This is a genomic window from Peribacillus aracenensis (assembly GCF_025175645.1).
Classification (GTDB): Bacteria; Bacillota; Bacilli; order Bacillales; family DSM-1321; genus Peribacillus; species Peribacillus aracenensis.
Genome location: NZ_JANZMJ010000051.1, coordinates 1 through 25,121, shown reverse-complemented (window position 1 = coordinate 25,121; position 25,121 = coordinate 1). Strand labels below are relative to the sequence as shown.

The following is a 25,121-nucleotide window of genomic DNA, read 5'->3' as shown; positions in this document are numbered from 1 at the left end:
CGAAATTTGTCGGATTCAATATCTTTACGTTGATTAAACTTCTAAAAGAAGAATTGATTCTTGCTTTCTCTACTGCAAGTTCAGAAGCGGTTCTTCCGAAAATCATGGAAAAAATGGAGAAAGCGGGTTGTCCGAAACATATTGCTACATTTGTAATTCCGACTGGATACTCCTTTAACCTTGATGGTTCTACATTATACCAAGCGTTAGCAGCTATCTTCATCGCTCAAATGTACGGCATCGATTTAAGCGCATATGAGCAAATTACGCTAATGCTAGTGCTAATGATCACGTCCAAAGGGATTGCCGGTGTACCGGGTGTATCTTTCGTAGTTCTTTTAGCAACATTGGGAACTGTCGGTATTCCTATTGAAGGTCTAGCATTTATTGCTGGTATCGACCGTATTCTTGATATGGGACGTACAGTAGTAAACGTTATCGGTAATTCACTTGCAGCAATCGTCATCTCTAAATGGGAAGGTCAATTCAACCCTCCTTCCAAAAAAGAATTAGAGCAAGTTTCTTAATATAAAAATCCAGAGTGAAATGTCACTCTGGATTTTTTTTTTTTTTTTTGAAATAAAATGCGCTTTCCCTTCTATATTTTGGGATTTTTTTATATAGTGCGAGTGTGGTTCTTCCTGTACCGTATCCGATATCAAAGATTGCATCATCTTGATATAAATATTTTTCAAAAGGCAAAATTCTCTGATTGCCATAGACCTGATCTTTTAGTTGCTTCAAGGGAAGCGGCACCATGCAAAGGATGAATGATAAAAGCTTTTTTAACTTTACCCAGGATCAATTCCTCCAATTCGGAATTTTTCACTATAATATGGATTTTGTGTATCGCATTGTATACACGATGCTGATGATGATTAATGTTGGGTGGTATATAACTTATGTGAAAACCCAAAAGTTTGATAAAATAACATTATTGATTGAGAGCTCGGAGGGGTCAGGTTATGAAGAATGATAGCAATGATATCTTATATACGTATATGCAGGCTTCCGAACGGTTTGTCCTTTTTAATGGACTCAATTTTCGTGAATTCGTCCATTCGCTTCCATATACCTTGGATTCGATCTTATTATTGAAACATCAATTCGATGGTGGGGAATACAATTTGAATGTCCTGCTTGAGAGCGCTTCATCTGAGGATATTGCGAAGCTCGTTAAAGAAAATGTTCGGGCATATGGGGATTTCTGTTGGGTCGATTTTGAAGAGGCGGAAGGGCTGGATGAATTGGATGGAAGGGAAATAGCGGAACTTTTATATTTAGGACACGCTAAAACCCATCTGAGTCCCCCGTTTTTCCGTAAATTGAATAATCAATTTGTGTACCTTGCCCAGGATGATGGCTGGTTCAATAAAATTTATTTTCGTTCTCTTTCGACATATTATATGATGTTAGGAAGACTGATTCCGCTAAAGCTGGAGCCATTAAAAGTAGAGAGGAAGTGGCTTGGAATCAGAAAGAAAAAAGAGCTGACGGCGATTCCAGCAGAAATCATTTCTTCCTTGGCTCATATTCTGGGAGAGGGGCTCGCTTTTTCCTTTCGGGATGTTAAGTATACAAGAACGAAAATTGAGATACCTGCATGGGTCGTAGGGGATTATTTAAACATGGATGAGATGCATGACGACTTTTCGGATAGAGTTATTTATGAGCCCGATGCCTTTATTATCTTCAATCGAAAAGAAAAAGTATGGGAAAGCGTTATTAAAAACGCATCATCCTCCTGATTATCCCAACTTCCAAGGTTAGTGGATGAATTATTTGACATCCTCAAATTTTTTAGGTGTAAGACTTACCATCTTATGCATAAAAGATAAGAGAGGGCGGCTCACAGGACGTGGCGGTACTATTCTGCGTTCTGATTATGGTGATAATCGGAAAGTGGCCGATGATAGAAATTTCGCTTTATCCCGCATTAACAGGCTGTAAGGAAAGCGGATGGCAAATGTAATGAAAAAGAAATGTGGTGGCCAACAGCCTGTAAAAGCCCGATTGGCTTAACTAACCATCATTGGAAAAGCCTCTATGACGGAAGTTTCGCTTTATCCGTTTTAGTGTAAAGTGATACAATGAACATGGTTAAAAGAATATTGGAGGGTAATAACTCATGAAAACTAAACTTGGTTTGCTTTATGGTGGAAAATCTGCGGAGCATGAGGTTTCTATGCAGACGGCTTTAGCTGTCATTAAAGCTCTCGATTTAGCAAAGTTTGATATATATCCGATTTACATAACAAAAGAGGGTTCATGGATTAATGGACCAAAGTTAACAGGACCTGCTGAGAATGTGGAGGCTTTGACATTTTTACCGGAAAATTCGAGCTCACCTCTTGCCTTGCAGGCACATTCAACTGATGAAAATAGTGAATCAACAGGGTATGACGTAATTTTCCCATTGCTTCACGGACCAAATGGAGAAGATGGGACCGTACAAGGGATGCTGGAACTATTGAACCTTCCTTATGTAGGAAATGGCGTTTTAGCTTCATCAGCAGGAATGGATAAGGTCATCATGAAAAACATTTTTGCCCAGGCGGGACTTCCGCAAGTGAAATACACTTGGTTCATTCGTTCCGAATGGGAGAAGAATACTGAAAGTGCCATTAAAAAGGTTGCGGAGGAATTGGGGTACCCTTGTTTTGTCAAACCTGCCAATTTAGGCTCAAGTGTCGGTATCAGCAAATGTAATGATGCTGATGAACTGGAAAAAGCGGTAGCGGAAGCTTTTCAATTCGATCGGAAGATCATCATAGAAGAAGGGGTCATTGCTCGTGAACTAGAGTTTGGTATTCTCGGTAATGATGAACCGTCTTGTTCAGTGGCAGGAGAAATCATCCCTAAGAAGGATTTTAGCTTCTATGATTATTCAGCAAAATATGTAGACGGTAATTCAGCGATGGTCATTCCAGCGGAGATATCGGAAAGCGAGTATGCAACTTTATCCGAAATGGCCATTACTGCCTTTAAGTCATTGGATTGCTCTGGATTGGTTCGCGCTGATTTCTTCTTAACGAATGAGGGGCAAATCTATATTAATGAAGTGAATACAATGCCTGGGTTTACTCCATTCAGCATGTTTCCGTTATTGTGGAAGCACACAGGTGTCGACTATCCAGCGCTAATTGAAAAACTAGTGAAACTTGCTTTGGAACGTCATCAGGAAAAACAACAAATCAAATATACAGTTTGATTAGGCAAGTAATGTAGCAGTAAACTTCACAATCCATTAAAAGTTGATTTGATGGATTCCAATCAGCAGGAACCGGTGCGATTTTAAACTGGTTTCTGCTTCGTTTGGTTATTGGAAGTAGAGAGCGATTAACGGTTCGATGAATGTAGGAGGAACAAAATGATAAAGAGAACGTTAAAACAAGTACATGAGATGGCAGAGGGTTTGAATGATATCAGTCCATTCCAGTCCAAAGGAATTAATGGGGTTACCATCGATTCCAGAACAGTTAAGGAAGGATGTTTGTTCATACCGCTTAAGGGTGGGCAGGTTGACGGACATCAGTATGTCAAGCAAGCATTGGCGCAAGGAGCTGCTGCTTCTTTTTGGCAAAGGGATGTTCCGAATCCTCCTAATGATTTACCGATAATCATTGTGGAAAATACCGAGAAAGCACTTCAGCAATTGGCGCGTTCTTACCGTCAGCAGTTGAATATAAAAGTCATTGGGATAACAGGAAGCAACGGTAAGACGACAACGAAAGATATGACGGCTGCGTTGCTGGCCACTACCTATAAAGTTCATAAAACCAGTGGAAACTTCAATAATCACTTAGGTTTACCACTAACGGTGCTTTCTATGGATGAGGATACTGAAGCAGCTGTTTTGGAAATGGGAATGAGCAGCCGCGGTGAAATTGAGTTTTTATCCAAAATGGCAAAGCCTGATGTAGCGATCATTACCAATATCGGTGAATCACACTTATTGGATTTAGGATCACGCGAGGAGATCGCGAATGCAAAGATGGAAATTGTCGAAGGTTTGGCGAAAGATGGGAAGCTGATCTATCATGGCGATGAACCATTGCTTCGCAATCGGATCAAAAGCGATTTTCCTGATTTAAATGTAATATCTTTTGGACGTACGGAACAAAATGATTTATATCCACAGACCATAAGCCAAGGGGCAGACCGTACCGCGTTTACAATCGCAAGCGGTGAAAAGGAGATCGATTATGAGATACCCGTATTAGGCAATCATAATGTTCTTAATGCACTGGCTGCCATCTTGGTTGCTAAAGAATTCAATGTGGATGATTCAGCGATTCGTAAAGGTCTGTCAACCATTCAATTAACTAATATGAGGATGGAATTGGTCGAAGGCGCAAAAGGGCAGAAGATCATCAATGATGCGTATAATGCCAGTCCAACTTCAGTTAAGGCAGCAGTGGAATTGGTTGAGGGATTATCTGGATTCGAGAAAAAGATCCTTGTATTAGGAGATATGTTGGAGTTAGGGCCACAGGAAAAAGACTTTCATTTGAAAATTGGTGAATTGATTTCCAATGAACGGATCGATAAGATCTTCACGTTTGGTCCTTTAGCCGAGTTTATTGCCAAGGGAGCGAGCAAGTCTTTTTCATCGGAGCAGGTCCGTCCTTTTCAAGATAAACAGGAGCTTATAGAGGAACTTAAGTCTTCTACACAGGAAAATGACATCATTCTCGTTAAAGCATCCAGGGGCATGAAACTGGAGGAAGTCGTTCAAGCCCTACAAAAATAAAAAAGCGTAGAAAGGGCCGTTGAAAACGGCCTTTTTTTATCGTACTTAAAAAAGAGTCCCTGCAATAATGCAGATGTCATCGTTAATCACCGAATGCCTCATCCTTGAGATCACAAGCTCCTGAAGAAGCTTATTTGTATCGAGATGGACATTTTCAATGAACTCCCTCTTGATATTGTCGGACCGGTCAAAGGCGGAAGGATTGGGCGTTTTAGAGAGTCCATCTGTATAGATGATGAAACGGCTTCCTGGTTAATAATGAAAGACTATTTTTTTAATGGGCAATTCGGGAATCAGTCCGCTTGGGGTGGCCCCTTCGTTTAAATTGAGAATTTGGTTGGTGCTTGGGGAATACAAGAAGGCTGAAGTAAATCCGTAGTTCACATATTCGATGAGACGATCCTTTGTATTCACATATGCTATGAAAGCTGTAAAGCGAGCAAGGTTTTTGTTATCCCGATTAATTCCTTGAAATAGGTCCCGCATATGTTTGTCCAGTTCCTCTGTTATGAAAATGGGATCTTTTACACGTTTGAATAGGTCGGGCATCAAAGTCCGTATGGACATGTTAATAAGTGCTGTATGGATGCCCTTTCCGAATACATCGATCATTATGAAGCCGTATATCCTGTCATCAACCTCCGTCCAGTAAAATAAATCCCCTGAAAGTTCACTCGAAGGCAGGGAAAGACCTTTGACCTCTATATCTTCATTATTGATCGACAAAGGTAAATTTGAAAGCTGTATGCCCTTTGCAATTCGCAGGCTCCTTGCTGATTTTTGGTGTATCTTTTCAAGCTCTTGCCCCTTCATTTTTGCCGAAAACAGTTGCATGCTGATGTTTTTGAGTGAATTTAATTTAATCCTGACTTCTGCTGAATCGGCAGGGACAGCCATGGTTTCATAAAAGGTCTTTTCTGGTAATGCCGGAGGTGCCTCCATTCCTAAAGCGCGTTTGTAAATGAATAAGATAGGGATTTCGTGAGATTCAGCTAAGGCAAACAAAGAAGTTTCCTGCCAAGAATCTTTTGATATGTGTAAAGGTAAAATAAATAATGATTTCATTAAGTCCGTTGAATCCTTGAATAGATGACTTTGATTGAGTGGATCCTCCAAAAAGGTGACGTTCTTGTTCATTTTCTTTAAGATTCGACCAAAATCCTTACATAAAGGAACATCTATTGTGAAAATATTCATATAACCCCCCCGTTGTTTTGTTGATAGGTCAATCATACTGCATTTAGACTTATTTACTATAATTTTCGAGCGGAAAGATGGAATTTTCAAAAAATAAATGATTCCATATACCTGGAAATTTAAAAGCGGATTCATAATAAGTGCTTTCTTTTTTCCGTGGATGGTGGCCATTCATTCGAAATAGTCCTTCCTGAAAAAAGGTTTAGTGAAACTATTTGATTTAAACACATATCATGTAAATAAATAGATGTTCGTTTTTGCAATACATTTAAATGGATACAGTAAGTGGCTTGGAATGGTCTCATCATAGAAGAGGACTAGGTCACTGAATTCCTCCTGAACTGGAATAGATTCTCCCTTAAAAAACGTTCCAGTCGGTTCAGGAATCTCGCTTTCTTCCGAATTTGTCTGCAGTCTGAATCCACTTCGCATGAATGGATTTAGTAACTAAAGTAACTCTATTGATGAACAAATCAGGTTGCACGATTATCAGGTGGGACTATCCAATTTCCTCGTTTTTGAAACGATCTAAAGTTTTTAGTAACTCTTAATGGGGAGATATCCTTTATTGCATTAACAGTTTGAAAATGGTAATATGAGTATGAGTTTAAATGTCTTATCATTGATGATTATTTAAATTAATCAGGTTGAGGCAACAAAATTGTATGTTCTTACATGTTTCATGAGTTCATTCTTGAGATTATTTTAGATTAAATAGGCCGCGCGTCTGGTCATATATAAAAGCTGCATCTCTTGGCGGCTTTAGTAGCTATTAGGGAATCAAGCCGCATTATAGCGCTTTTCCACTTCTGCAAATCCTCAACGCACCGGGCCTGTTTTGTATAAGAATCTTGGCTCTCGTCAAGTTTTGTTCATACAGCCTTTTTAAGTCTGATGAATAATAGGTGCAGCAGCCCTCACCTGAATAAAACGGTCAAATACCCGTTTATGCTACTTTTAATTTTCCATATTGAATTTAATTTTGGTTACATGTACTTTTAAAAAGATGAGCGTATGTTAATGATAAGTCTACACGTGCGCGAAAATTAAAAATGCCGGTGAATGTTCGTACTGGTATATTTCCTTTTTAAAAAATCATATTGAGTTCATTTGAACTAAAAGGCAGATACTTTTAGGTGATAATGATAAACTTTTTAGATAAAGTAGAACATCCGTCATGATGATGAGGATTTGAACTAAACATCTGTGCATGATATGCACGTGTAAATTTACGATATAAAAAGGAGTACGAAAACATTGACATTGTTTAGCGAATTAGGTTTAGATAGAACGTCCATGAAATCAATAGAAAAAATGGGATTTGAAGAAGCGAGCCCGATTCAATCCCAAACGATACCTCTAGCACTTGAGGGTAAAGATATCATTGGTCAAGCGCAAACAGGAACAGGAAAAACGGCGGCATTCGGTATTCCATTGATGGAAAACATCGATATTACTAACGAAAACGTGCAAGGGATTGTCATTGCACCTACACGTGAGCTAGCGATTCAAGTTTCTGAGGAACTTTTCAAGCTTGGTTACGGAAAACGCGCTCGTGTACTTGCGGTTTATGGTGGACAAGATATCGACCGTCAGATCCGTGCTTTAAAGAAAAAACCACATATTATCGTTGGTACGCCTGGTCGTCTTTTAGACCATATCAAGCGTAAAAATATTAAATTAGGCGGAGTTCACACTGTAGTTCTTGATGAAGCGGATGAAATGCTTAACATGGGATTCATTGAGGATATCGAATCGATCCTTTCAACGGTTCCTGATGAAAGACAAACATTGCTTTTCTCAGCTACAATGCCTGATCCGATCCGTAAAATTGCTGAAAGATTCATGCAGGAACCCGTTCTTGTCCGTGTAAAAGCAAAAGAAATGACAGTGGATCGTATCGAACAATATTACTTGGAGTTAAAAGAAAGTGAAAAATTCGATACACTTGCACGCCTTTTCGATATTCAAACACCGGACCTTGCTATCGTCTTCGGACGTACGAAACGCCGCGTAGATGAATTGGCATCTGCATTGAATATCCGCGGTTATATGGCTGAAGGCATTCATGGTGACCTTAGTCAGGCAAAACGCCTTTCTGTATTGAAAAAGTTTAAAGACCGCAGCATCGATGTACTTGTTGCTACTGATGTGGCTGCACGTGGACTTGATATTTCCGGCGTTACTCACGTATACAACTTTGATATCCCACAAGATCCGGAAAGCTATGTTCACCGTATTGGACGTACAGGACGTGCGGGTAAACATGGTATTGCCATTACGTTTGTAACACCAAGAGAAAGAGGACAACTGCATGCGGTTGAGCATACAACGAAAAAACGTATGGTGAAACTTAAGACTCCTACGTTAACTGAAGCGTTGGAAGGTCAACAAAAAGCAGTAACGGAAAAAATCCTTAATACAATCGAGAATGATGATTTAACATTATACCTTGGTCAAGCGGAAGAATTATTACAAAAACATAGCGCAGCGGACTTAGTTGCAGCTATGCTGAAATCAATGACAAAAGAACCGGATCAAACGCCTATCAAGCTAACGGAAGAATCTCCATCTCCAATGCGTCGCAACCGCGGTGGCAGCGGTTCTTCTGGTAACAGACAGCGCAATGGCCGCAGTTCTTCAGGCAGAAAAGATTACGGTAGCGGATCAAGCAAACGCCCGGGCGCAAACCGTAAATCGAATGGTTACGGAAATCGCAGCACGAGCCAAAAAAGAGAAAAAACAAATAAGATATAATTGAATTGGAAATGCCGCTCTTTTGAGCGGCATTTTTTTGTGTGCATTTCCATAATTCATATTGTATCTGAATGGCTGGTTGGATGGACTGCTCAAAGCCATTGTTTGAAAAGGGGTTAATTTCCAGCATTTAATTATAGTATAATGGATGAAAGCGAAGGATGGATGATGAAGATTCACTAAAAATTACCTGTCGAAGAGGAGAAGCACATGGAACCTGAAAATCGTATATCGAATAAGGCCTTGACCGTATGGAAAATCGGTGGTCTTATAAGCTGTTCAATAACTTGGATTATAAGCATCGCCGCACTCGTGCTTACAATCATTTTTGATTGGACATATTGGGTGTTTGGAGCGTTGATCATAATTTCGGTAATCCAATCTTATCTGGCCATTTTTCTGATTCCATCGGTGAAATGGAAGAGATGGCGTTACGAAGTAAGAAATACAGAAATTGATATCCAAAGTGGTATTTTCGTCATTAAAAGAACACTCATACCCATGATTAGGGTTCAGCATGTGGAAACGAAGCAAGGACCATTATTAAGGAAATACGATTTAGCCTCCGTTGAAATTTCGACTGCAGCGACCCTTCATGTTATCCCTGCCTTGGACCTAGCAGAGGCAGATGAATTGCGGCACTATATTTCCAGGATGGCAAGTGTGGAGGAAGAAGATGTCTGAACCTAAAAGGCTGCACCCCATAGCTGTATTGCTTAACATAATAAAATCGATTAAGGAGTTAGTCATCCCTTTTTTATTAGTGGTCGTCATTCCTGGGAAGAATGAAGGAATTCCTGGATGGATACAACCGCTGGTCATAGCCATTATTATACTTTTTATTATAGGCAATGCATTCCTTCAATGGTTACGCTTTACATATCGCATGGAAGAGGGCGAATTCAGAATTGAGTCCGGGGTATTTGTAAGGAAGAAACGGTATATAAAGTATGATCGGATTCATAGCATTGATATTTCGGAGGGTATCGTCCAGCGGATATTCAGCCTGGTGAAGTTGAATATTGAAACCGCAGGCGGGTCTCAGGCCGATGCCGTATTATCAGCCATAAGAAAAAGTGATGCAGATCGAATCAATGCTTTTATTAGTGAGGAAAAAAATGCGAATAATCCTTCTGATAAAGATGAAAATGGAGTAGCGGATAATGAATATGCAGCAAAATCGTCTTCCGTTTTTAAGCAGACGCTGCCGCAACTATTCGTTATGGCTGCCACTTCGGGAGCAGTAGGTGTCTTCCTATCTGGAGCAATCGCATTTATTTCACAATTCGATGAAATGATACCTTTTGAGAGGATATTTAAGGATTATGAAGATTTTATTGAAATGGGGACCATCATTCTGACCTTGTTTGCCCTAGTGGCTTTATTGGTGGTTTATGTACTGGCCACATTAAGCATGGTAATTAAATATGCTTCCTTTACCGTGATAAAAACGGATGAGGAAATCGTTATTTCCAGAGGGCTTCTCGAAAAAAGACAGCTGACAATCCCTATCCATAAAATACAAGGTATCCGGATCATGGAGAATTTGATTCGAAAGCCATTGGGCTTGGCGACGGTTTATATTGAGTATGCGGGGGGCAGTATGGAAGATAAAGAAAGTCTATCGATCATGCTGTTCCCTTTAATCAGGAAGAAGCATTTACATGAAAAAATCCTAGAAATTTTACCGGTTTATGAAACAACCACTGAGATGACACAGATACCTAAACGTGCACTTTCCCGGTATGTATTTCACAAGTTTCTATACCTCATCCCGATCATAGGTGCCTTGGTATGGTTTTTCAGACCTTGGGGTTATCTATCCCTTTTGCTTGTACCGTTGGCGATTTTTTGGGCTTACATGCAATATAGAGATGCGGGATGGAGCATAGAAGGGAATTTGTTGATATTGAGCAGTCGCTTTTTCTCAAAGCAGACATTAATCATGCAGAGAAGCAGAATTCAATCAATCACATATAAAAAAAGCTGGTTTCAGAATCGAAAAGAATTGGCTACGATTTCAGCATCGATTAAATCAGGAATCACTTCCCGGGTCGGCATGGTTGCTGATGTGGAAGAAAAGGATTGCCTAATAATTAAATCTTGGTATTTACCTAAAAAAGCAGTCGACTCCCAATGATTTAAAGGAAGAGTCGGCTGTTTGTCCTACCATTTTTTTCTTAAGTATAATGGAGCTGTTAAAAAGCCGGTTGCCAGTCCAGCCGAATGACCGACAACGTTAACTTGCGGTTGAATGAAAGTCATGATGACGGCAATTCCGGTCAGTGTATATACTGTATTTCTTTCGTTGTTCGTAAAATTGGTTTTATTGAACAGGACAAGATATAGAAAGAATCCGAATAAACCGAAAATTGCTCCGCTAGCCCCTACGTGGTTATATGTCAGTGGGTTAATTAGAAAGGTTGCGATATTGGCAAGGAGCCCTGTCGATAAAAAGAAGATTGAAAACTTGACGGAGCCAAGTAAATTCTCTAGGAATGGACCAAAGATGGCAAGTGAGAATCCATTAAACAGTAAATGTGTAAACGTGCTATGTAGAAAGATGGGGGTGATTAAACGCCACCATTGTCCATCAGCGATGTATAAGTTAACACCTGTTCCATAATAAAAGAGTACATTGCCGGGAAATATGGGGAAAAGGACGAGAACGAATGCAATCATCATCATGAGTATGAGCACAGTTACAGCTCGATATGAATTTGTGTATTCGCGGAAGCCTTCTGTTCTTGTAAACATAAATTCCTCCTTATTATCGTTTTTAATTAGATACAATATTATCATTTTTAGGTAAAAGAGTCCTCCTAATGATATGCAACTTATTAAATGAATAGAAGAGGTGTCAAAGTGATTAAAGGTATAGGTGTGGACATTACTGAGCTGGATAGAATGGAAACATTGATTAATCGGCAACCCCGTTTAAAGGAGCGTATATTAACAGAAAGTGAAATTTTGATTTTCGAAAAGTTAAATGGAAGAAGGAAGGTCGAGTATTTTGCTGGGCGTTTTGCGGCAAAGGAGGCTTTTTCAAAAGCGAACGGTACAGGGATCGGTAAGCACTTATCCTTTTTGGATATTGAAATCGTCTCGGATGATAAAGGAAAGCCGATGATTTTGAAGCCGTTTTCTGAAGGGGTCCATCTTTCGATTAGCCACAGCAGGGATTATGCGGTTGCGCAAGTCGTAATTGAAGGGTGAATGGAGTTTTGTCCAATCGGGTCATAAACCTTTAGGTTGTCTCATATACATTTAGTGCTATAGGGAGACAAGGCCCGGTAAAAGGTACATGGCAGAGTAGGTGCTCTCGAAAAGTTTTTAGCCGGATCTTAGAATTGATCCGTGTCTAAAATACTGAGGAATCTAAGACATCAGTCGAGCCAATGTCCGAATCCTGCCTTTTCCTCTCCCTTTTACGTTCAAATGACAAAAAGGGGTTGAAAAGATGAAGAAGATGGTAATGCTTTTTGCAGGGATCATGCTCTTGCTTGCTCTTTCTGCTTGCGGCCAAAAATCACAGAGTGACGTAGTGAGTGAATTGAATGAGAAGCTTGGCGAAATGAAAGGATATAAAGCTAACGCGAAGATGACATTAAAGATGGGGACGGAGCCTCAAGTGTATAATGTGGAGATTTGGCATAAAGACCCTTCTTTCTACCGCGTAAATCTGAAAAATGAAGAGAAGGATCAAAGCCAGATGATATTGAAAAATGATGATGGTGTATATGTTTTGACGCCAGCTTTGAATAAAAGTTTTAAATTTCAAAGTGAGTGGCCGGAGAACAGCAGTCAGGCCTATTTGTTCGAGTCGTTGGTGAAAGACATTACGGAAGATAAAAGTGCGACATATAAAGAAACGGATAAACATTATGTCTTTGAAACGAAAACGCGCTACCAAAACAATAAAATGTTGCCATATCAAGAGATTACTATAAACAAAAAAGATTTATCTCCAGTCAGTGTAAAAGTCATGGACCCCGATAAGACTGCATTGGTTCTTGTTGAATTCTCAAAAGTTAAATTCAATACGACTTTCGATAAAGATTCATTTGATATGAAGAAAAACATGACAAGTGCACAACTTGAAGCGCCTGTTATGGCAGAAGTCCAAAATGAGGGGTTTGCGGTGAAATACCCTGAAAATATTGGTGATATGAATTTAACGGAAGAAAAAGAAATTACAACGGAAAAGGGAGAACGTGTCGTTTTGACCTATGAGGGTACAAAAAGTTTTACATTGGTCCAGGAAAAGGCTGAGGTAGTTCAAACATCCGTTTCGACGAATGTGAATGGAGAACCGGTTGATTTGGGTTATACTGTTGGAGCCATGACAGGAAATACGATTGCTTGGACTTTTGAAGGTGTCGATTATATGATTGCATCAAAGGATTTGACACAGGAAGAAATGATAGAAGTCGCCCGTTCGGTTGGGGAAAATCCAGTCAAATAGGATTACATAACAAGCTGATGTTTCCCGTCTCCTTTATGAAGGTTTCTTCTAGGTAGGATAGGCGGGGAAGCAGCTTGTTGACATTTTTAATCCTTCCATTTGATTTCGGCTGGCAGCTAGGTAAATTAGAAGCAAGGTGAAAAAGCACTTTATATTTCTAGCGGTTGGTTATAGAATGGTCCTATAATGAAACGAAAACTTCGCTACTGGGAAGAATCTTATTGTGAGTGTAGGAAAGAAGGAAAAGGTCTTGGAAACGAAAACATTTCATCGAGATACATGGGCAGAAGTAAATTTGGATAATATTTTTGAAAATATTTCTTCAATGAAAAAAAGTTTAAGAAAAGGTGTTAGTCTTTTCGCTGTCGTTAAAGCGAATGCTTATGGACACGGGGACTATGAAGTGGCTAAAACGGCGCTTGAAGCTGGGGCGGATTTTTTAAGTGTCGCTTTTTTGGATGAGGCTCTCGCCTTGCGGAAAAAGGGAATATTGGCTCCGATTCTTGTACTTGGGGCATCGAGGCCTGAAAGTGCAGCGCTTGCTGCCGAGTATGGGATTTCCTTGACGGTTTTCGACGTAACATGGTTGGAGAAGGCAAAGGATTTGTTGAAACCGGGACAAGTTTTGCAAATCCATGTAAAAGTGGATAGCGGCATGGGGAGAATCGGCATTCGGGATATAGGACAACTCATGAAAGTGGAAAGTTTGCTTGAGAGGGAAGCTTGTTTCAATTTCCAAGGGATATTCACTCATTTCGCGACGGCGGATGAAATAAAGACCGACTTTTATGAAACGCAGCTTGCTTTCTTTAAAGGAATGCTTTCCGAATTGACCAGAAAGCCGGAATATGTTCATGCAGCCAATAGTGCAGCTTCTTTAAGGTTCACCGATCCTGAATGGAATGCAATAAGAATGGGGATTTCCATGTATGGTTTGAGTCCTTCCATGGAAATGAAGCCGATATTGCCATTTCCATTAAAACAGGCTATATCATTGAGAACGAAGATGGTCGCGGTTAAACAGCTTTCCAAGGGTGAAAGCGTTAGTTATGGGGCGACTTATACGGCTGAAGGTGATGAATGGATTGGGACTTTGCCAATCGGTTATGCTGACGGCTGGATCCGTAAGCTTCAAGGTCAGGAAGTTCTTGTGGATGGAAAAAGAGTACCCATAGTCGGAAGGATTTGCATGGATCAATGCATGATCAAGCTGCCTGGACCATACCCAGTAGGAACAGAGGTTACATTAATGGGGAATGATGGCGATGAATCGATCACTGTCGATGAGATAGCGGCAAAACTGGAAACGATCAACTATGAGGTAACATGTATGATAGGGGCAAGAGTGCCCCGCATATATATTAAAGACAATCAGATGAATCATGTACGTAATTTCATTTTGGAATGACCGGATTGTAAAAAAATCCTAAGATTGTGAATAAGATTTCCTTTATTATGCTGATAATAAGATTTAGAATAGAATATACTCTTTGCAGATAGGCAATTTAATGGTAATATTGAAAAGGATATATAATAAAGGTGTGTAGTGATGGTGGAGGTGTATGTTTGTGTCTGAATCCAGCGCAACAAGAGAGATATTAATTCGATTACCTCAAAATTTTTTAACAGAGTTAGATGGGTATGCGAGTGAGGAAAATGTGAATCGCAGTGAATTTATTTATCGTGCCACAAAAATGTATCTTCGCGAACGTAAAAAGAAAGAGTTTCGTGAATCGATGAAACGCGGTTATATTGAAATGGCGGCCATTAATTTAACGATTGCTTCTGAAGCCTTCCAGGCTGAATTCGAGGCTGGTCATTGCGTTGAACGATTAGTTAGCGGAGGCTGAGCCATTGATTGTTGTTAAGCGTGGTGACGTATACTTCGCAGACCTTTCCCCGGTGGTTGGTTCAGAGCAGGGTGGGACCCGTCCGGTACTAATTTTACAAAACGATATTGGTAATCGCTTTAGTCCGACTGTGATCGTGGCAGCCATTACAGCTCAAATTCAAAAAGCGAAATTGCCTACACATGTTGAGATTAATGCAAAAAAATACGGATTCGAGCGAGATTCCGTCATTTTATTAGAACAGATCCGGACAATTGATAAGCAGCGTTTAACTGATAAAATTACGCATCTTGACGAACCGATGATGCAAAAAGTCAATGAAGCTTTGCAAATCAGTTTAGGCCTCATTGATTTTTAAAGAAAAATTTTCCCGTTAAATCGGGCGTTATTATAATACAAATCATTCTTGATGCTATTTTAGATGACACGATTCCTGCAAATGCGGGAATCGTGTTTTTTTGTGAAATAACAATAACATCAACATATGTCCATAAAACATCAGCAGGAAATATGAAAAAATTGACGAATAAAAACATTATACAGTTAGATATTGAATAGAACGTTCTTTGTTTTTATAGTATCTTCCTAACTTTTCTTTAATTGATGTTTTTCTTGCCTGAATTTTGGGTATGTATTTATGTTGTAACTACTTAAAAAAAGCAAAAGTGTAGTGGGGGAACTCCAAGAAAATCCAGATAGGAATAAGATTACAGTTAGTTAACATCCTTGTGACGAGGACAGGGGAAACATAGCAATTGTGTTAGAATGGGAGGATATTATGAATCAATTGGTTTACGATTTTATTAAGCAAAATCAGGATTACATCCTTACTGAGTGGATGGGCATCATGAAGGAAAGTACGGATGAAAGATTAATTAAAGTCGTCTCAGATCGAATGTTCACGCAAACGAGCAGTGAATTTATAGATATGATTATCACGAACGTTGATAGTAAAACCAAGGAATTCACATTGAAGCTTTCTGATTTTGCCGAGAAAGTCGTCCAATTGGGATGGCCTCTTACTTTCGTCAATGAAGGACTTCATAAATTCACATTAATTGTCATAAATGGAATGGTGGAAAAGGGTCTGGTTACTCCTGATGATCAAGTCAATCTTGTTAATCATTTGGATAAATGGGCCACACCAATAAATAATGAAATAGTCAATATATATACTCAAACTTGGGAAAGAACGGTTTCCATGCAAAAAATTGCGTTGCAGGAACTTTCGGCTCCGCTCATTCCTGTATTGGAAGGCATTACGGTAATGCCGCTGATTGGTACGATTGATACGGAACGTGCCAAACAGATAATGGAAAACCTGTTGACTGGCGTGGTTAAGCATAGATCTGAAGTTGTTCTTATTGATATAACGGGCGTGCCGGTCGTGGATACGATGGTTGCCCATCATATCATTCAAGCTGCGGAAGCGGTCCGATTGGTGGGCACCAAATGTATACTCTGCGGCATCCGCCCTGAAATAGCCCAAACCATAGTTAATCTTGGAATTAATTTAAATGAAGTGATTACAAAAAATACGTTAAAAAAAGGGATAGAAGTTGCGTTGGAATTAATGAGCCGTAAGATCGTAAAGGTGGAGGGATAAGTATGAGGATTCCGATATTAAAGCTTTATGACTGCTTGTTAGTATCTATACAGTGGGAATTGGATGATGTGACAGCCCTTCAATTCCAAGAGGATTTACTGAATAAGATTCATGAAACAAGCGCGAATGGCGTTGTCATAGATATTACCTCAATAGATTTTATTGATTCTTTTATCGCAAAGGTATTAGGCGATGTCTTTAGCATGTCTAAGCTTATGGGGGCCAAAGTTGTAATTACGGGGATCCAGCCTGCTGTTGCAATAACATTAATTGAACTGGGAATTAGTCTCGAAGATGTTCTGACAGCATTAGACTTAGAGAAAGGCCTGGAGAAATTACAACAGGAATTGGGGGATTAAAGAATGGAGTTCCAATCCTGCGTAAAAATCATAAATGAATGGGACATCGTAGCTGCAAGGCAGCTCGGAAGAAATGTCGCTAAAGAGTTGGGGTTCGGTACTGTAGACCAGGCCAGGATCACGACGGCCATTAGCGAATTGGCCCGAAACATATACCTATATGCTGGACAAGGCAGTGTTAGCATAGAAAAGCTAAATATAAATGGGAAGTCAGGATTGAAAATCATTGCAGAGGACCAAGGGCCGGGAATTGAGGATATCCGCAGAGTCATGGAAGATGGATATACCACCTCGGGGGGACTGGGTGCAGGCCTTCCTGGAGCCAAACGTTTAATGGATGACTTTGATATTGAATCGATACCAGGTGAAGGGACTAAGATTATCGCTACAAAATGGCTCCGTTAGGGGGGGACTATGGATATTAGGGAGAACATGGAGAAAAAGTATCATGAGGCGCTTTCTACTTATCTTAAAGACCAAAATGAGCAGGCACTCTACCAAGGGCAAAAGATTAGCCGCCTACATATCAAATACAATATATCTCCAGAAGAAATCATCAGTATGCATAAAAATAACTTGATGGAACTTTACCCGGAATTACCGGGAAAAGTATTGGATTCTTTCGATTTTCTGTTAGAAGTCATGATGGGATACGGTATTGCATACCGTGAGCATCAAAGCCTTAGACATCAGCAGCAGGAACTGAAAACGGAAATCGAGATAGCGGCAAATGTTCAACATACTCTTTTGGAAACGAAAATTCCTGATATCAAAGCTCTTGAAATTGGAGTAATCAGTGTTCCAGCGAGGCAGATGAACGGGGATTACTATCACTTCGTCCAAGATGAAAATGAGCGGTTAGGGGTAGGAATAGCAGATGTCATTGGAAAGGGGATTCCTGCTGCACTGTGCATGTCGATGATCAAATATGCGATGGACAGTCTTCCGGAGCATCGTCATGAACCGAATAGTGTGCTTGAGAGTTTGAACCGTGTTGTGGAGCATAATGTGGATCCAAGCATGTTCATAACCATGTTCTATGGCTTATATGATCCGCATGACAGGCAATTCTCCTATGCTTCAGCCGGACATGAACCTGGTTTTTACTATGACGCCGCAACGGGTACTTTTAGCGATTTGGATGCAAAGGGCTTGTTGCTTGGAGTCGATAAAAAAACAAGGTATCGCCAATATGAAAAAACGGTGAATCATGGAGACATGATCATTTTATTATCTGACGGAGTAACGGAGTGCCGGACGAATGATGGGTTCATAGAAAGGGAAACACTTATTGGGTTCATTAAAAAGAATATGCATTTGCAAGCCCAGGAAATGGTGAATAATATATATAAACAATTGGAGAGAATGCAGAATTTCCAACTGAGGGATGATTTTACATTAATAATTTTAAAATCAAATGTTTAGTATTTTGTCTGCGGGGTATAGATATAGGAATGAAGAGGATTTGAAGAGGTGGGTCATTGATGAATATAACTGTAGATGTTAATGAATTGAATTCTGAATTTATTGTAAAACTGAAAGGTGAAATCGATGCATATACTGCGCCGAAATTAAGGGAATCACTATTTCCGATTTCGGAGCAGGATAATGTTTCGATTACTATTGATTTAACTGAAGTTTCTTATATGGATAGTACGGGACTTGGGGTGTTTGTCGGTGCTTTCAAAAGTGTAAGGGCACATAATGGCGAATTCACTTTAGTTGGTTTATCAGAAAGGTTACGACGTTTATTTGATATTACAGGTCTTGCAGATATCATTGATATAAAAAGTGGTACAGAGGGTGGGTTAGAATGAGTCAAGTATATGATTACATCGAAATGAAAATACCTGCAAAACCAGAATTCATCGGTGTCATTCGTTTAACGCTTTCTGGGATAGGGAGCCGGATGGGATTTGCGTATGATGAAATTGAGGATTTGAAAATCGCTACAAGTGAGGCTTGTACAAATGCGGTACAGCATGCATATAAAGATTCTGAAAAAGGCGAAGTGAAAGTAAGTTTCGGCCTTTATCCTGACCGCTTGGAGGTCATGGTTTCTGATAGTGGTAAGAGCTGTAATTTCGAAGAGGTTCGTCAGGGGATCGGACCATACGAAAATGGACAAAAAGTCGAACTTTTGAGAGAAGGAGGCTTGGGTCTTTACCTTATTGAAACTCTGATGGATGATGTGAAAATTCATCAGCATGATGGGGTTACAGTATTTATGACTAAGTTTTTAGAAGGAGAGCAGGTGGAGATGGATGCAAAAACAGTCTCAACCTAACCAGGCACAAAGAGAACAGGTAAATGAATGGATTAGAGCTTACCAGCAGAATCAAGATGAGGAAGCGCAGAGCAATCTAGTCATCCATTATAAAAGTTTGGTTGAAACAATCTCCCGTAAGTACGCGAAAGGGAAATCATTCCAGGAGGATATCTCCCAAGTCGGCATGATTGGTTTGTTAGGTGCCATTCGACGATATGATGAATCTTTCGGTAAGAGCTTTGAGGCATTTGCTGTCCCTACTATAATCGGCGAAATTAAACGTTTCCTGCGTGACAAAACATGGAGTGTCCATGTGCCAAGGAGAATTAAGGAACTTGGTCCGAAAATCAGGGTGACTGTCGAGGAATTAACTACAACCCTGCATCGTTCACCAAGAATAGATGAAATAGCCGATAGTATAGGCGTGACTGAAGAAGAAGTTTTAGAGGCGATGGAAATGGGAAAAAGCTATCAAGCTTTATCCGTGGATCATTCTATTGAGGCGGATTCTGATGGCGGTACTGTCACATTGCTTGATATATTCGGGAATGTCGATGAAGGTTTTGAAAAGGTCAATCAGAGACTTGTACTTGAAAAGGTGCTGCATGTGCTGAGTGACCGTGAAAAGATGATCATTCAACATACTTATTTAGAGAATTTAAGCCAGAAAGAAGCGGGCGATAAACTGGGGATATCCCAAATGCATGTCTCAAGGCTCCAACGCCGCGCGATCAAAAAGCTTCAAGAAGCCATTAATGCTGAAAACTCGGAGTTAATTCAGTGATCAAAGATATTCTGAGAGGAGAAAAAATAGAAGTCCTTGTCTCTCAATCGTCTAAAAACGGGATGGTTTATTGTGGTGATGATTACTTTTTTCTTCATACGAAAGAATACTTTGTCTGTGTATTGGCAGATGGTCTGGGCAGCGGGAAAAATGCTTACGATTCCTCCCATGCCGTCATCGAGGAAGTTAAACGTAATCATGAGTTGGATGTCGAATCCCTAATGGCAGTGTGCAATCAAGTTTTGGTCAATAAGCGGGGAGCAGCCGTTTCCATTTTGAAGATTTTTTATGACAAGAATGAATTTGTATACAGTTCAGTTGGTAACATCCGCTTTTTCCTGTATAACCCAAATGACGATAAACTCGTTTACCCTTTACCTGTTACAGGGTATTTATCAGGAAGGAATCAAAAATACAGGACGCAGAGATACAAATATGAACCAAATGCAAAATTCATTCTTCATTCAGATGGTTTGGAACTTAAGGGAGCTAAATCCTTTTTGAAAAGGCTGGTCCCTATCGATAAGAACGCCCAATGCATTTTAGCAAGCAGTCCATTAACTGCAGATGATACAACTTTCATTTTAGGAAGCTTACTTTCGCCGTAATTCGGGGGTAAGCTTTTTTGTATGGAATTCGCAACTTCATCCCTCATTTGCTAGACTATATATATCAGATCAAAACGTTGGAGGTAGACATAATGATCGTTGTAGAAGATACATTAAAAGAATTGATTAAACAAATATCAAATGAGCTAACTTTAAAAAATCATCAAGTCCAAAACGTCATACAGATGCTTCAAGAGGGTAATACTGTCCCCTTTATTGCACGGTATAGAAAAGAAATGACGGGTTCACTTGATGAAGTGCAGATTCGTTCCATTATGGAAAGGTGGAACTATCTAGAAAACCTTGGCCAGAGGAAAGCGGAAGTTACGCGTTCGATTGGTGAACAAGGGAAATTGACGGAAGAATTAACAAGACAAATCGAAAAAGCGACAAAACTGCAGGAAGTCGAGGATTTATACAGGCCGTTCAAACAAAAAAGGAGAACGAAAGCAACGGTCGCTAAAGAAAAGGGCCTTGAACCATTGGCTAATTGGCTTTTGGAATGTCAATTGCATGCTCGGGTTAGTGAAAAAGCTGCAGAGTTCATATCGGCAGAAAAAGAAGTTTCATCTATTGAAGAGGCTATTGCGGGAGCGCAGGATATCATAGCTGAACATATTTCCGATGATGCAGAATTAAGGAAGTGGATAAGGGCTGAAATTTTCAAGGCTGGAAAAGTGGTTTCAACCGTGAAAAATGAAGAAAAGGATGAGAAAAAAATCTTCGAGATGTACTATGAATATGAGGAGCCGGTTCAAAGAATCGTGCCGCATCGGGTGTTGGCGCTGAATAGAGGTGAAAAGGAAGAGGTTTTACGAATCTCCATTCATCCTCGGACTGAAATCATCATTGGTCATCTGGAACGGAAAATCATTAAAAATAACAAATCTGAGGCCCAAGTTGTTCTTAAATCTGCGATTGAGGATGGGCTCAAACGTTTGATCATGCCTTCTGTAGAACGGGAAATCAGAAAAGAGCTGACGGAAAAAGGTGAGGATCAGGCTATCCATATTTTCTCTGAAAACCTCAGGAACCTGCTCTTGCAGCCCCCGCTTAAAGGGAAAGTGGTCCTAGCCTTAGATCCGGCATATCGGACTGGGTGTAAGTTGGCCGTCATCGATGAAACCGGAAAGGTACTCGATATCAGTGTGATCTATCCGCATCCTCCTGCTGCGAAGCTTAATGCTGCCCGTGAAAAAACGATCGAATTACTTCAGCGGTTCTCGGTTAAGATCGTGGCAATCGGCAATGGTACGGCATCGCGTGAATCAGAGCAATTCATCGCAGATATTATAAAAGAAGTAGAAGGGAATATTTCATATATAATTGTTAATGAAGCGGGTGCCAGCGTGTATTCAGCCTCGGATATAGCCCGTGAAGAGTTTCCGGATCTTCAAGTAGAACAGAGAAGTGCAGTTTCGATAGGAAGAAGGCTTCAAGATCCCCTTGCCGAACTTGTTAAAATTGACCCCCAATCCGTAGGGGTAGGGCAGTATCAACATGATGTGTCCCAGAAAAAGTTAACGGAATCCCTCACCTTTGTAGTGGAAACAGCTGTTAACCAAGTGGGAGTGAATGTCAATACCGCTTCATCGTCTCTATTACAATATGTAGCTGGTTTATCAAAAGCGGTTGCTCAAAATATTGTGAAGAAAAGGGAAGAAGAAGGGAAGTTTTTAAGCAGGAAGGAATTAAAGAAAATTCCCCGGCTTGGTGCCAAAACATATGAACAATGTATAGGGTTCTTACGTATCATTAATGGAAATGAACCTTTGGATCAAACTGCGATACACCCTGAGAACTATAGTGCCGTGAATAAATTATTAAAGAAAATGGGATTTACATCTGAAGATTTAGGCAGTAACGCATTGAATGAAGAGTTAGGTAAACTGAATCCGGCTGATTTGGTCGATGAATTGGAAATTGGGGAAATTACGATTAAAGATATCATAGATGATTTGATGAAACCGGGAAGAGATCCTCGCGATGAATTATCAAAACCACTGCTAAAGCAGGATGTACTAAAAATGGAGGATCTGCAAACTGGGATGGAATTACAAGGTACAGTGAGGAATGTTGTGGACTTCGGTGCGTTTGTGGACATCGGTGTCAAACAGGATGGACTGGTGCATATTTCTAAACTGAGCAACCGGTTTGTAAAACACCCATTGGATGTAGTTGCCGTTGGGGATGTTGTGACGGTTTGGGTCGAATTGGTTGACCCCAAAAAGCAAAGGGTATCTTTAACGATGCTCGAGCCAAAGGATCAAAACTAGCCTGTGGTAAGCTCCTTCTATATTAGAAGGGGTTTTTTTTGAAGCGATGCATTTATATTTTGAGCACAGTTGGATTTATACCCTGAGACTTTCTTTCTTTTGATAAAAAAACCAACATTGATTCAACATCTTCACTTGATAATAATCCTTTTCATAAAAGGCTTTGCGGATTTGATTCTGGAACCAATTAGGCATAGCTTTTCCTCCCTTAGTTTCCTATTGTATTATTAGTCTATGTTATAATGGGTTGTCATGTTACCAAAGAAAGGGAGGGGGAAATGGATAATCGGCAATTGCAAAAACTAGTAGAAGAAATTTCGATGAAAGACTTTAAAAAGACATTTAAACACAAAGCCATTTTTAATCCGCGTCTCCGAACAACAGGAGGACGATACTTGCTTCGTTCACACAATATAGAAATCAATAAGAAGTATCTTGATGAACGCGGTGTGGAAGAAATCATTGGAATCATTAAGCATGAATTGTGTCATTATCATTTGCACATCGAGAAGAAGGGGTACCAGCATCGTGATGCGGACTTTAAACATTTACTCAGAATAGTGGGAGCACCAAGATTTTGCGAGCCGCTGCCATCTAACCAATTAAAGAAAAAGATGAATACTATTCAATATAAATGTGAAGACTGTCAGCAGGTATATATAAGAAGAAAACGAATCGACACGAACCGTTTCGTTTGTGGTAAATGCCGAGGATCATTGATTTACCAAGGGTTTAAGGAGTGAATAACAAAATTATAAAAAAATACAAAAGAACTCTTGACTTTAAGTTGTAACCTCTTTATAATCATAAGAGTCGACAAGATAACAACTTGTCTTAACGACAAACACTAAGGTCCTTGAGCGTGAAAAAGGAACCCAATTTTTATTATTCCGCAGTAGCTCAGTGGTAGAGCATTCGGCTGTTAACCGAACGGTCGTAGGTTCGAGTCCTACCTGCGGAGCCATTTTTTTGGGGAAGTACTCAAGAGGCTGAAGAGGCGCCCCTGCTAAGGGTGTAGGTCGCGTAAGCGGCGCGAGGGTTCAAATCCCTCCTTCTCCGCCAGTTACATATTTTATCAAGGCCCATTGGTCAAGCGGTTAAGACACCGCCCTTTCACGGCGGTAACACGGGTTCGAATCCCGTATGGGTCACTTTCTTATACATTATCATGTTGGTCCCGTGGTGTAGCGGTTAACATGCCTGCCTGTCACGCAGGAGATCGCGGGTTCGATTCCCGTCGGGACCGCCATTTTTTTAAAAACACTTGCTAAAATAATATTATCGTGATATAATATTATTCTGGCTGTTAATTAGTAATTGTTTATTGGGCTATAGCCAAGCGGTAAGGCAACGGATTTTGATTCCGTCATGCGAAGGTTCGATCCCTTCTAGCCCAGCCATTTTATTTAGAGCCATTAGCTCAGTTGGTAGAGCATCTGACTTTTAATCAGAGGGTCGAAGGTTCGAATCCTTCATGGCTCACCATTTGTTTTCGCGGGTGTGGCGGAATTGGCAGACGCACCAGACTTAGGATCTGGCGCCGCAAGGCGTGGGGGTTCAAGTCCCTTCACCCGCACTGATATTTTCTTCTTGACATCAAGTTGAAAAGGTGTTAAACTTACAAAGTCGCTTTCGCGGTCGTGGCGGAATGGCAGACGCGCTAGGTTGAGGGCCTAGTGGGGGAGACCCCGTGGAGGTTCGACTCCTCTCGGCCGCACCAATAACATCATAGAAATTAGCGCCCGTAGCTCAATTGGATAGAGCATCTGACTACGAATCAGAAGGTTGTAGGTTCGACTCCCGCCGGGCGCACCATATTTTGCGGGAAGTAGCTCAGCTTGGTAGAGCACTTGGTTTGGGACCAAGGGGTCGCAGGTTCGAATCCTGTCTTCCCGACCATTCTTTCTTAAAATATTTCAAAATTAAATGCGGGTGTAGTTTAGTGGTAAAACCTCAGCCTTCCAAGCTGATGATGAGAGTTCGATTCTCTTCACCCGCTCCATTATTGCTCTTTGAAAACTGAACAAAACAAAGCGCCAACGTTAAATTTTAAGTGAGCACACACTATCAAAAAAAGCAAATGAGCAAGTCAAACATTTCTTCGGAGAGTTTGATCCTGGCTCAGGACGAACGCTGGCGGCGTGCCTAATACATGCAAGTCGAGCGAATCGACGGGAGCTTGCTCCCAGAGATTAGC

General features: G+C 40.4%; 27 protein-coding genes, 11 tRNA genes and 1 rRNA gene. 35 read left to right on the top strand and 4 right to left on the bottom strand.

All coding sequences use genetic code 11. From position 1 onward, the window contains the following. Positions 1–527 (top strand): cation:dicarboxylate symporter family transporter (locus N0M92_RS27925; protein ID WP_260288845.1); only part of this gene is annotated, 527 nt, incomplete at its 5' end. Between the two features lie 22 nt (positions 528–549). Here N0M92_RS27925 and N0M92_RS27920 read toward each other — a convergent pair. Then, positions 550–744, bottom strand: coding sequence for a hypothetical protein (locus tag N0M92_RS27920; protein ID WP_260288844.1), 195 nt, complete (start codon positions 742–744; stop codon positions 550–552). 13 nt (positions 745–757) lie between these two features. On the opposite strand from N0M92_RS27920, the gene N0M92_RS27915 reads away from it, so the two are divergent. The 4 genes from N0M92_RS27915 (at position 758) to N0M92_RS27900 (ending at position 4,753) form a co-directional block, all read left to right on the top strand. Then, positions 758–976 (top strand): hypothetical protein, encoded by a 219-nt coding sequence (locus N0M92_RS27915; protein WP_260288843.1) that lies wholly within the window; start codon positions 758–760, stop codon positions 974–976. Continuing rightward, on the top strand, positions 966–1,748 hold the full coding sequence (locus tag N0M92_RS27910) for a hypothetical protein (RefSeq protein ID WP_260288842.1): 783 nt from the start codon (positions 966–968) through the stop codon (positions 1,746–1,748). The genes N0M92_RS27915 and N0M92_RS27910 overlap by 11 nt, the downstream gene beginning before the upstream one ends. Before the next feature lie 380 nt (positions 1,749–2,128). Beyond that, entirely contained in the window at positions 2,129–3,211 is a 1,083-nt protein-coding gene (locus N0M92_RS27905) for a D-alanine--D-alanine ligase (protein ID WP_260288841.1), read from the top strand. Positions 3,212–3,370: 159 nt separating this feature from the next. Then, positions 3,371–4,753 (top strand): UDP-N-acetylmuramoyl-tripeptide--D-alanyl-D-alanine ligase, encoded by a 1,383-nt coding sequence (locus tag N0M92_RS27900; RefSeq protein ID WP_260288840.1) that lies wholly within the window; start codon positions 3,371–3,373, stop codon positions 4,751–4,753. Positions 4,754–5,005: 252 nt separating this feature from the next. On the opposite strand, the gene N0M92_RS27895 is transcribed toward N0M92_RS27900, so the two are convergent. Next, positions 5,006–5,950 (bottom strand): PP2C family protein-serine/threonine phosphatase, encoded by a 945-nt coding sequence (locus tag N0M92_RS27895; RefSeq protein WP_260288839.1) that lies wholly within the window; start codon positions 5,948–5,950, stop codon positions 5,006–5,008. A 1,257-nt stretch (positions 5,951–7,207) separates the two neighbouring features. On the opposite strand from N0M92_RS27895, the gene N0M92_RS27890 reads away from it, so the two are divergent. The 3 genes from N0M92_RS27890 to N0M92_RS27880 all read left to right on the top strand — a co-directional run bounded on the left by N0M92_RS27890 (position 7,208) and on the right by N0M92_RS27880 (position 10,847). Beyond that, positions 7,208–8,707 (top strand): DEAD/DEAH box helicase, encoded by a 1,500-nt coding sequence (locus N0M92_RS27890; RefSeq protein ID WP_260288838.1) that lies wholly within the window; start codon positions 7,208–7,210, stop codon positions 8,705–8,707. Between the two features lie 210 nt (positions 8,708–8,917). Continuing rightward, a complete protein-coding gene (locus N0M92_RS27885) occupies positions 8,918–9,391 on the top strand; it encodes a PH domain-containing protein (protein WP_260288837.1) in 474 nt (157 codons plus the stop codon). After that, the gene (locus N0M92_RS27880) at positions 9,384–10,847 is read left to right on the top strand and encodes a PH domain-containing protein (protein WP_260288836.1); all 1,464 of its coding nucleotides are present in this window, start codon (positions 9,384–9,386) and stop codon (positions 10,845–10,847) included. The genes N0M92_RS27885 and N0M92_RS27880 overlap by 8 nt, the downstream gene beginning before the upstream one ends. Before the next feature lie 26 nt (positions 10,848–10,873). Here the strand turns inward: N0M92_RS27880 and N0M92_RS27875 are convergent, their stop codons facing one another. Then, positions 10,874–11,464 (bottom strand): rhomboid family intramembrane serine protease, encoded by a 591-nt coding sequence (locus N0M92_RS27875; RefSeq protein WP_260288835.1) that lies wholly within the window; start codon positions 11,462–11,464, stop codon positions 10,874–10,876. A 108-nt stretch (positions 11,465–11,572) separates the two neighbouring features. Here N0M92_RS27875 and acpS point away from each other — a divergent pair, with 108 nt between their 5' ends. The 14 genes from acpS (at position 11,573) to N0M92_RS27805 (ending at position 22,924) form a co-directional block, all read left to right on the top strand. Beyond that, the gene (gene acpS, locus N0M92_RS27870) at positions 11,573–11,923 is read left to right on the top strand and encodes a holo-ACP synthase (RefSeq protein ID WP_260288834.1); all 351 of its coding nucleotides are present in this window, start codon (positions 11,573–11,575) and stop codon (positions 11,921–11,923) included. A gap of 244 nt (positions 11,924–12,167) precedes the next feature. Then, positions 12,168–13,172 (top strand): LolA family protein, encoded by a 1,005-nt coding sequence (locus tag N0M92_RS27865; RefSeq protein ID WP_260288833.1) that lies wholly within the window; start codon positions 12,168–12,170, stop codon positions 13,170–13,172. 223 nt (positions 13,173–13,395) lie between these two features. Beyond that, positions 13,396–14,580: an alanine racemase gene (gene alr, locus N0M92_RS27860; RefSeq protein ID WP_260288832.1), complete on the top strand. Its 1,185-nt coding sequence runs from the start codon at positions 13,396–13,398 to the stop codon at positions 14,578–14,580. 160 nt (positions 14,581–14,740) lie between these two features. After that, positions 14,741–15,022, top strand: coding sequence for a CopG family ribbon-helix-helix protein (locus N0M92_RS27855; RefSeq protein WP_034306380.1), 282 nt, complete (start codon positions 14,741–14,743; stop codon positions 15,020–15,022). Between the two features lie 7 nt (positions 15,023–15,029). Continuing rightward, entirely contained in the window at positions 15,030–15,380 is a 351-nt protein-coding gene (locus N0M92_RS27850; RefSeq protein WP_260288846.1) for a type II toxin-antitoxin system PemK/MazF family toxin, read from the top strand. Positions 15,381–15,800: 420 nt separating this feature from the next. Next, positions 15,801–16,628: an RsbT co-antagonist protein RsbRA gene (locus N0M92_RS27845; RefSeq protein ID WP_260288831.1), complete on the top strand. Its 828-nt coding sequence runs from the start codon at positions 15,801–15,803 to the stop codon at positions 16,626–16,628. A 2-nt stretch (positions 16,629–16,630) separates the two neighbouring features. Then, entirely contained in the window at positions 16,631–16,987 is a 357-nt protein-coding gene (locus N0M92_RS27840; protein ID WP_260288830.1) for an STAS domain-containing protein, read from the top strand. Positions 16,988–16,990: 3 nt separating this feature from the next. Next, complete coding sequence (locus tag N0M92_RS27835) at positions 16,991–17,392, top strand: anti-sigma regulatory factor (protein WP_048682056.1); 402 nt, start codon at positions 16,991–16,993, stop codon at positions 17,390–17,392. A 9-nt stretch (positions 17,393–17,401) separates the two neighbouring features. Continuing rightward, the gene (locus tag N0M92_RS27830; RefSeq protein WP_260288829.1) at positions 17,402–18,412 is read left to right on the top strand and encodes a PP2C family protein-serine/threonine phosphatase; all 1,011 of its coding nucleotides are present in this window, start codon (positions 17,402–17,404) and stop codon (positions 18,410–18,412) included. A gap of 59 nt (positions 18,413–18,471) precedes the next feature. Continuing rightward, positions 18,472–18,804: an anti-sigma factor antagonist gene (locus tag N0M92_RS27825; RefSeq protein WP_098372176.1), complete on the top strand. Its 333-nt coding sequence runs from the start codon at positions 18,472–18,474 to the stop codon at positions 18,802–18,804. Continuing rightward, a complete protein-coding gene (rsbW, locus tag N0M92_RS27820; RefSeq protein ID WP_098372177.1) occupies positions 18,801–19,274 on the top strand; it encodes an anti-sigma B factor RsbW in 474 nt (157 codons plus the stop codon). The genes N0M92_RS27825 and rsbW overlap by 4 nt, the downstream gene beginning before the upstream one ends. Continuing rightward, complete coding sequence (gene sigB / locus N0M92_RS27815) at positions 19,252–20,040, top strand: RNA polymerase sigma factor SigB (protein ID WP_034306363.1); 789 nt, start codon at positions 19,252–19,254, stop codon at positions 20,038–20,040. Before rsbW ends, sigB begins: the two co-directional genes overlap by 23 nt. Further along, positions 20,037–20,648: a SpoIIE family protein phosphatase gene (locus N0M92_RS27810; RefSeq protein WP_260288828.1), complete on the top strand. Its 612-nt coding sequence runs from the start codon at positions 20,037–20,039 to the stop codon at positions 20,646–20,648. Before sigB ends, N0M92_RS27810 begins: the two co-directional genes overlap by 4 nt. A 92-nt stretch (positions 20,649–20,740) precedes the next feature. Beyond that, positions 20,741–22,924 carry a Tex family protein gene (locus N0M92_RS27805; RefSeq protein WP_260288827.1) on the top strand — a complete coding sequence of 728 codons (2,184 nt, stop codon included), beginning with the start codon at positions 20,741–20,743 and terminating at the stop codon, positions 22,922–22,924. 75 nt (positions 22,925–22,999) lie between these two features. On the opposite strand, the gene cmpA is transcribed toward N0M92_RS27805, so the two are convergent. Then, a complete protein-coding gene (gene cmpA / locus N0M92_RS27800) occupies positions 23,000–23,119 on the bottom strand; it encodes a cortex morphogenetic protein CmpA (RefSeq protein ID WP_098372179.1) in 120 nt (39 codons plus the stop codon). A gap of 83 nt (positions 23,120–23,202) precedes the next feature. On the opposite strand from cmpA, the gene N0M92_RS27795 reads away from it, so the two are divergent. From N0M92_RS27795 to N0M92_RS27735, 13 genes are all read left to right on the top strand, one after another. Further along, positions 23,203–23,667 (top strand): SprT family protein, encoded by a 465-nt coding sequence (locus tag N0M92_RS27795; RefSeq protein ID WP_260288826.1) that lies wholly within the window; start codon positions 23,203–23,205, stop codon positions 23,665–23,667. Between the two features lie 146 nt (positions 23,668–23,813). After that, a tRNA-Asn gene (locus N0M92_RS27790) sits at positions 23,814–23,888 on the top strand. A gap of 7 nt (positions 23,889–23,895) precedes the next feature. Further along, positions 23,896–23,986 (top strand) — tRNA-Ser (locus N0M92_RS27785). 17 nt (positions 23,987–24,003) lie between these two features. Then, positions 24,004–24,075, top strand: a tRNA-Glu gene (locus N0M92_RS27780). A 22-nt stretch (positions 24,076–24,097) separates the two neighbouring features. After that, positions 24,098–24,173: transfer RNA gene (locus N0M92_RS27775), tRNA-Asp, on the top strand. A gap of 76 nt (positions 24,174–24,249) precedes the next feature. Then, positions 24,250–24,324: transfer RNA gene (locus N0M92_RS27770), tRNA-Gln, on the top strand. A gap of 9 nt (positions 24,325–24,333) precedes the next feature. Next, positions 24,334–24,409, top strand: a tRNA-Lys gene (locus tag N0M92_RS27765). A 9-nt stretch (positions 24,410–24,418) separates the two neighbouring features. Continuing rightward, positions 24,419–24,500, top strand: a tRNA-Leu gene (locus N0M92_RS27760). Positions 24,501–24,558: 58 nt separating this feature from the next. After that, a tRNA-Leu gene (locus N0M92_RS27755) sits at positions 24,559–24,644 on the top strand. A gap of 18 nt (positions 24,645–24,662) precedes the next feature. Then, positions 24,663–24,739, top strand: a tRNA-Arg gene (locus N0M92_RS27750). A 7-nt stretch (positions 24,740–24,746) separates the two neighbouring features. Then, a tRNA-Pro gene (locus tag N0M92_RS27745) sits at positions 24,747–24,823 on the top strand. A gap of 29 nt (positions 24,824–24,852) precedes the next feature. Beyond that, a tRNA-Gly gene (locus tag N0M92_RS27740) sits at positions 24,853–24,926 on the top strand. Positions 24,927–25,022: 96 nt separating this feature from the next. Continuing rightward, a 16S ribosomal RNA gene (locus N0M92_RS27735) occupies positions 25,023–25,121 on the top strand; the annotation flags it as partial.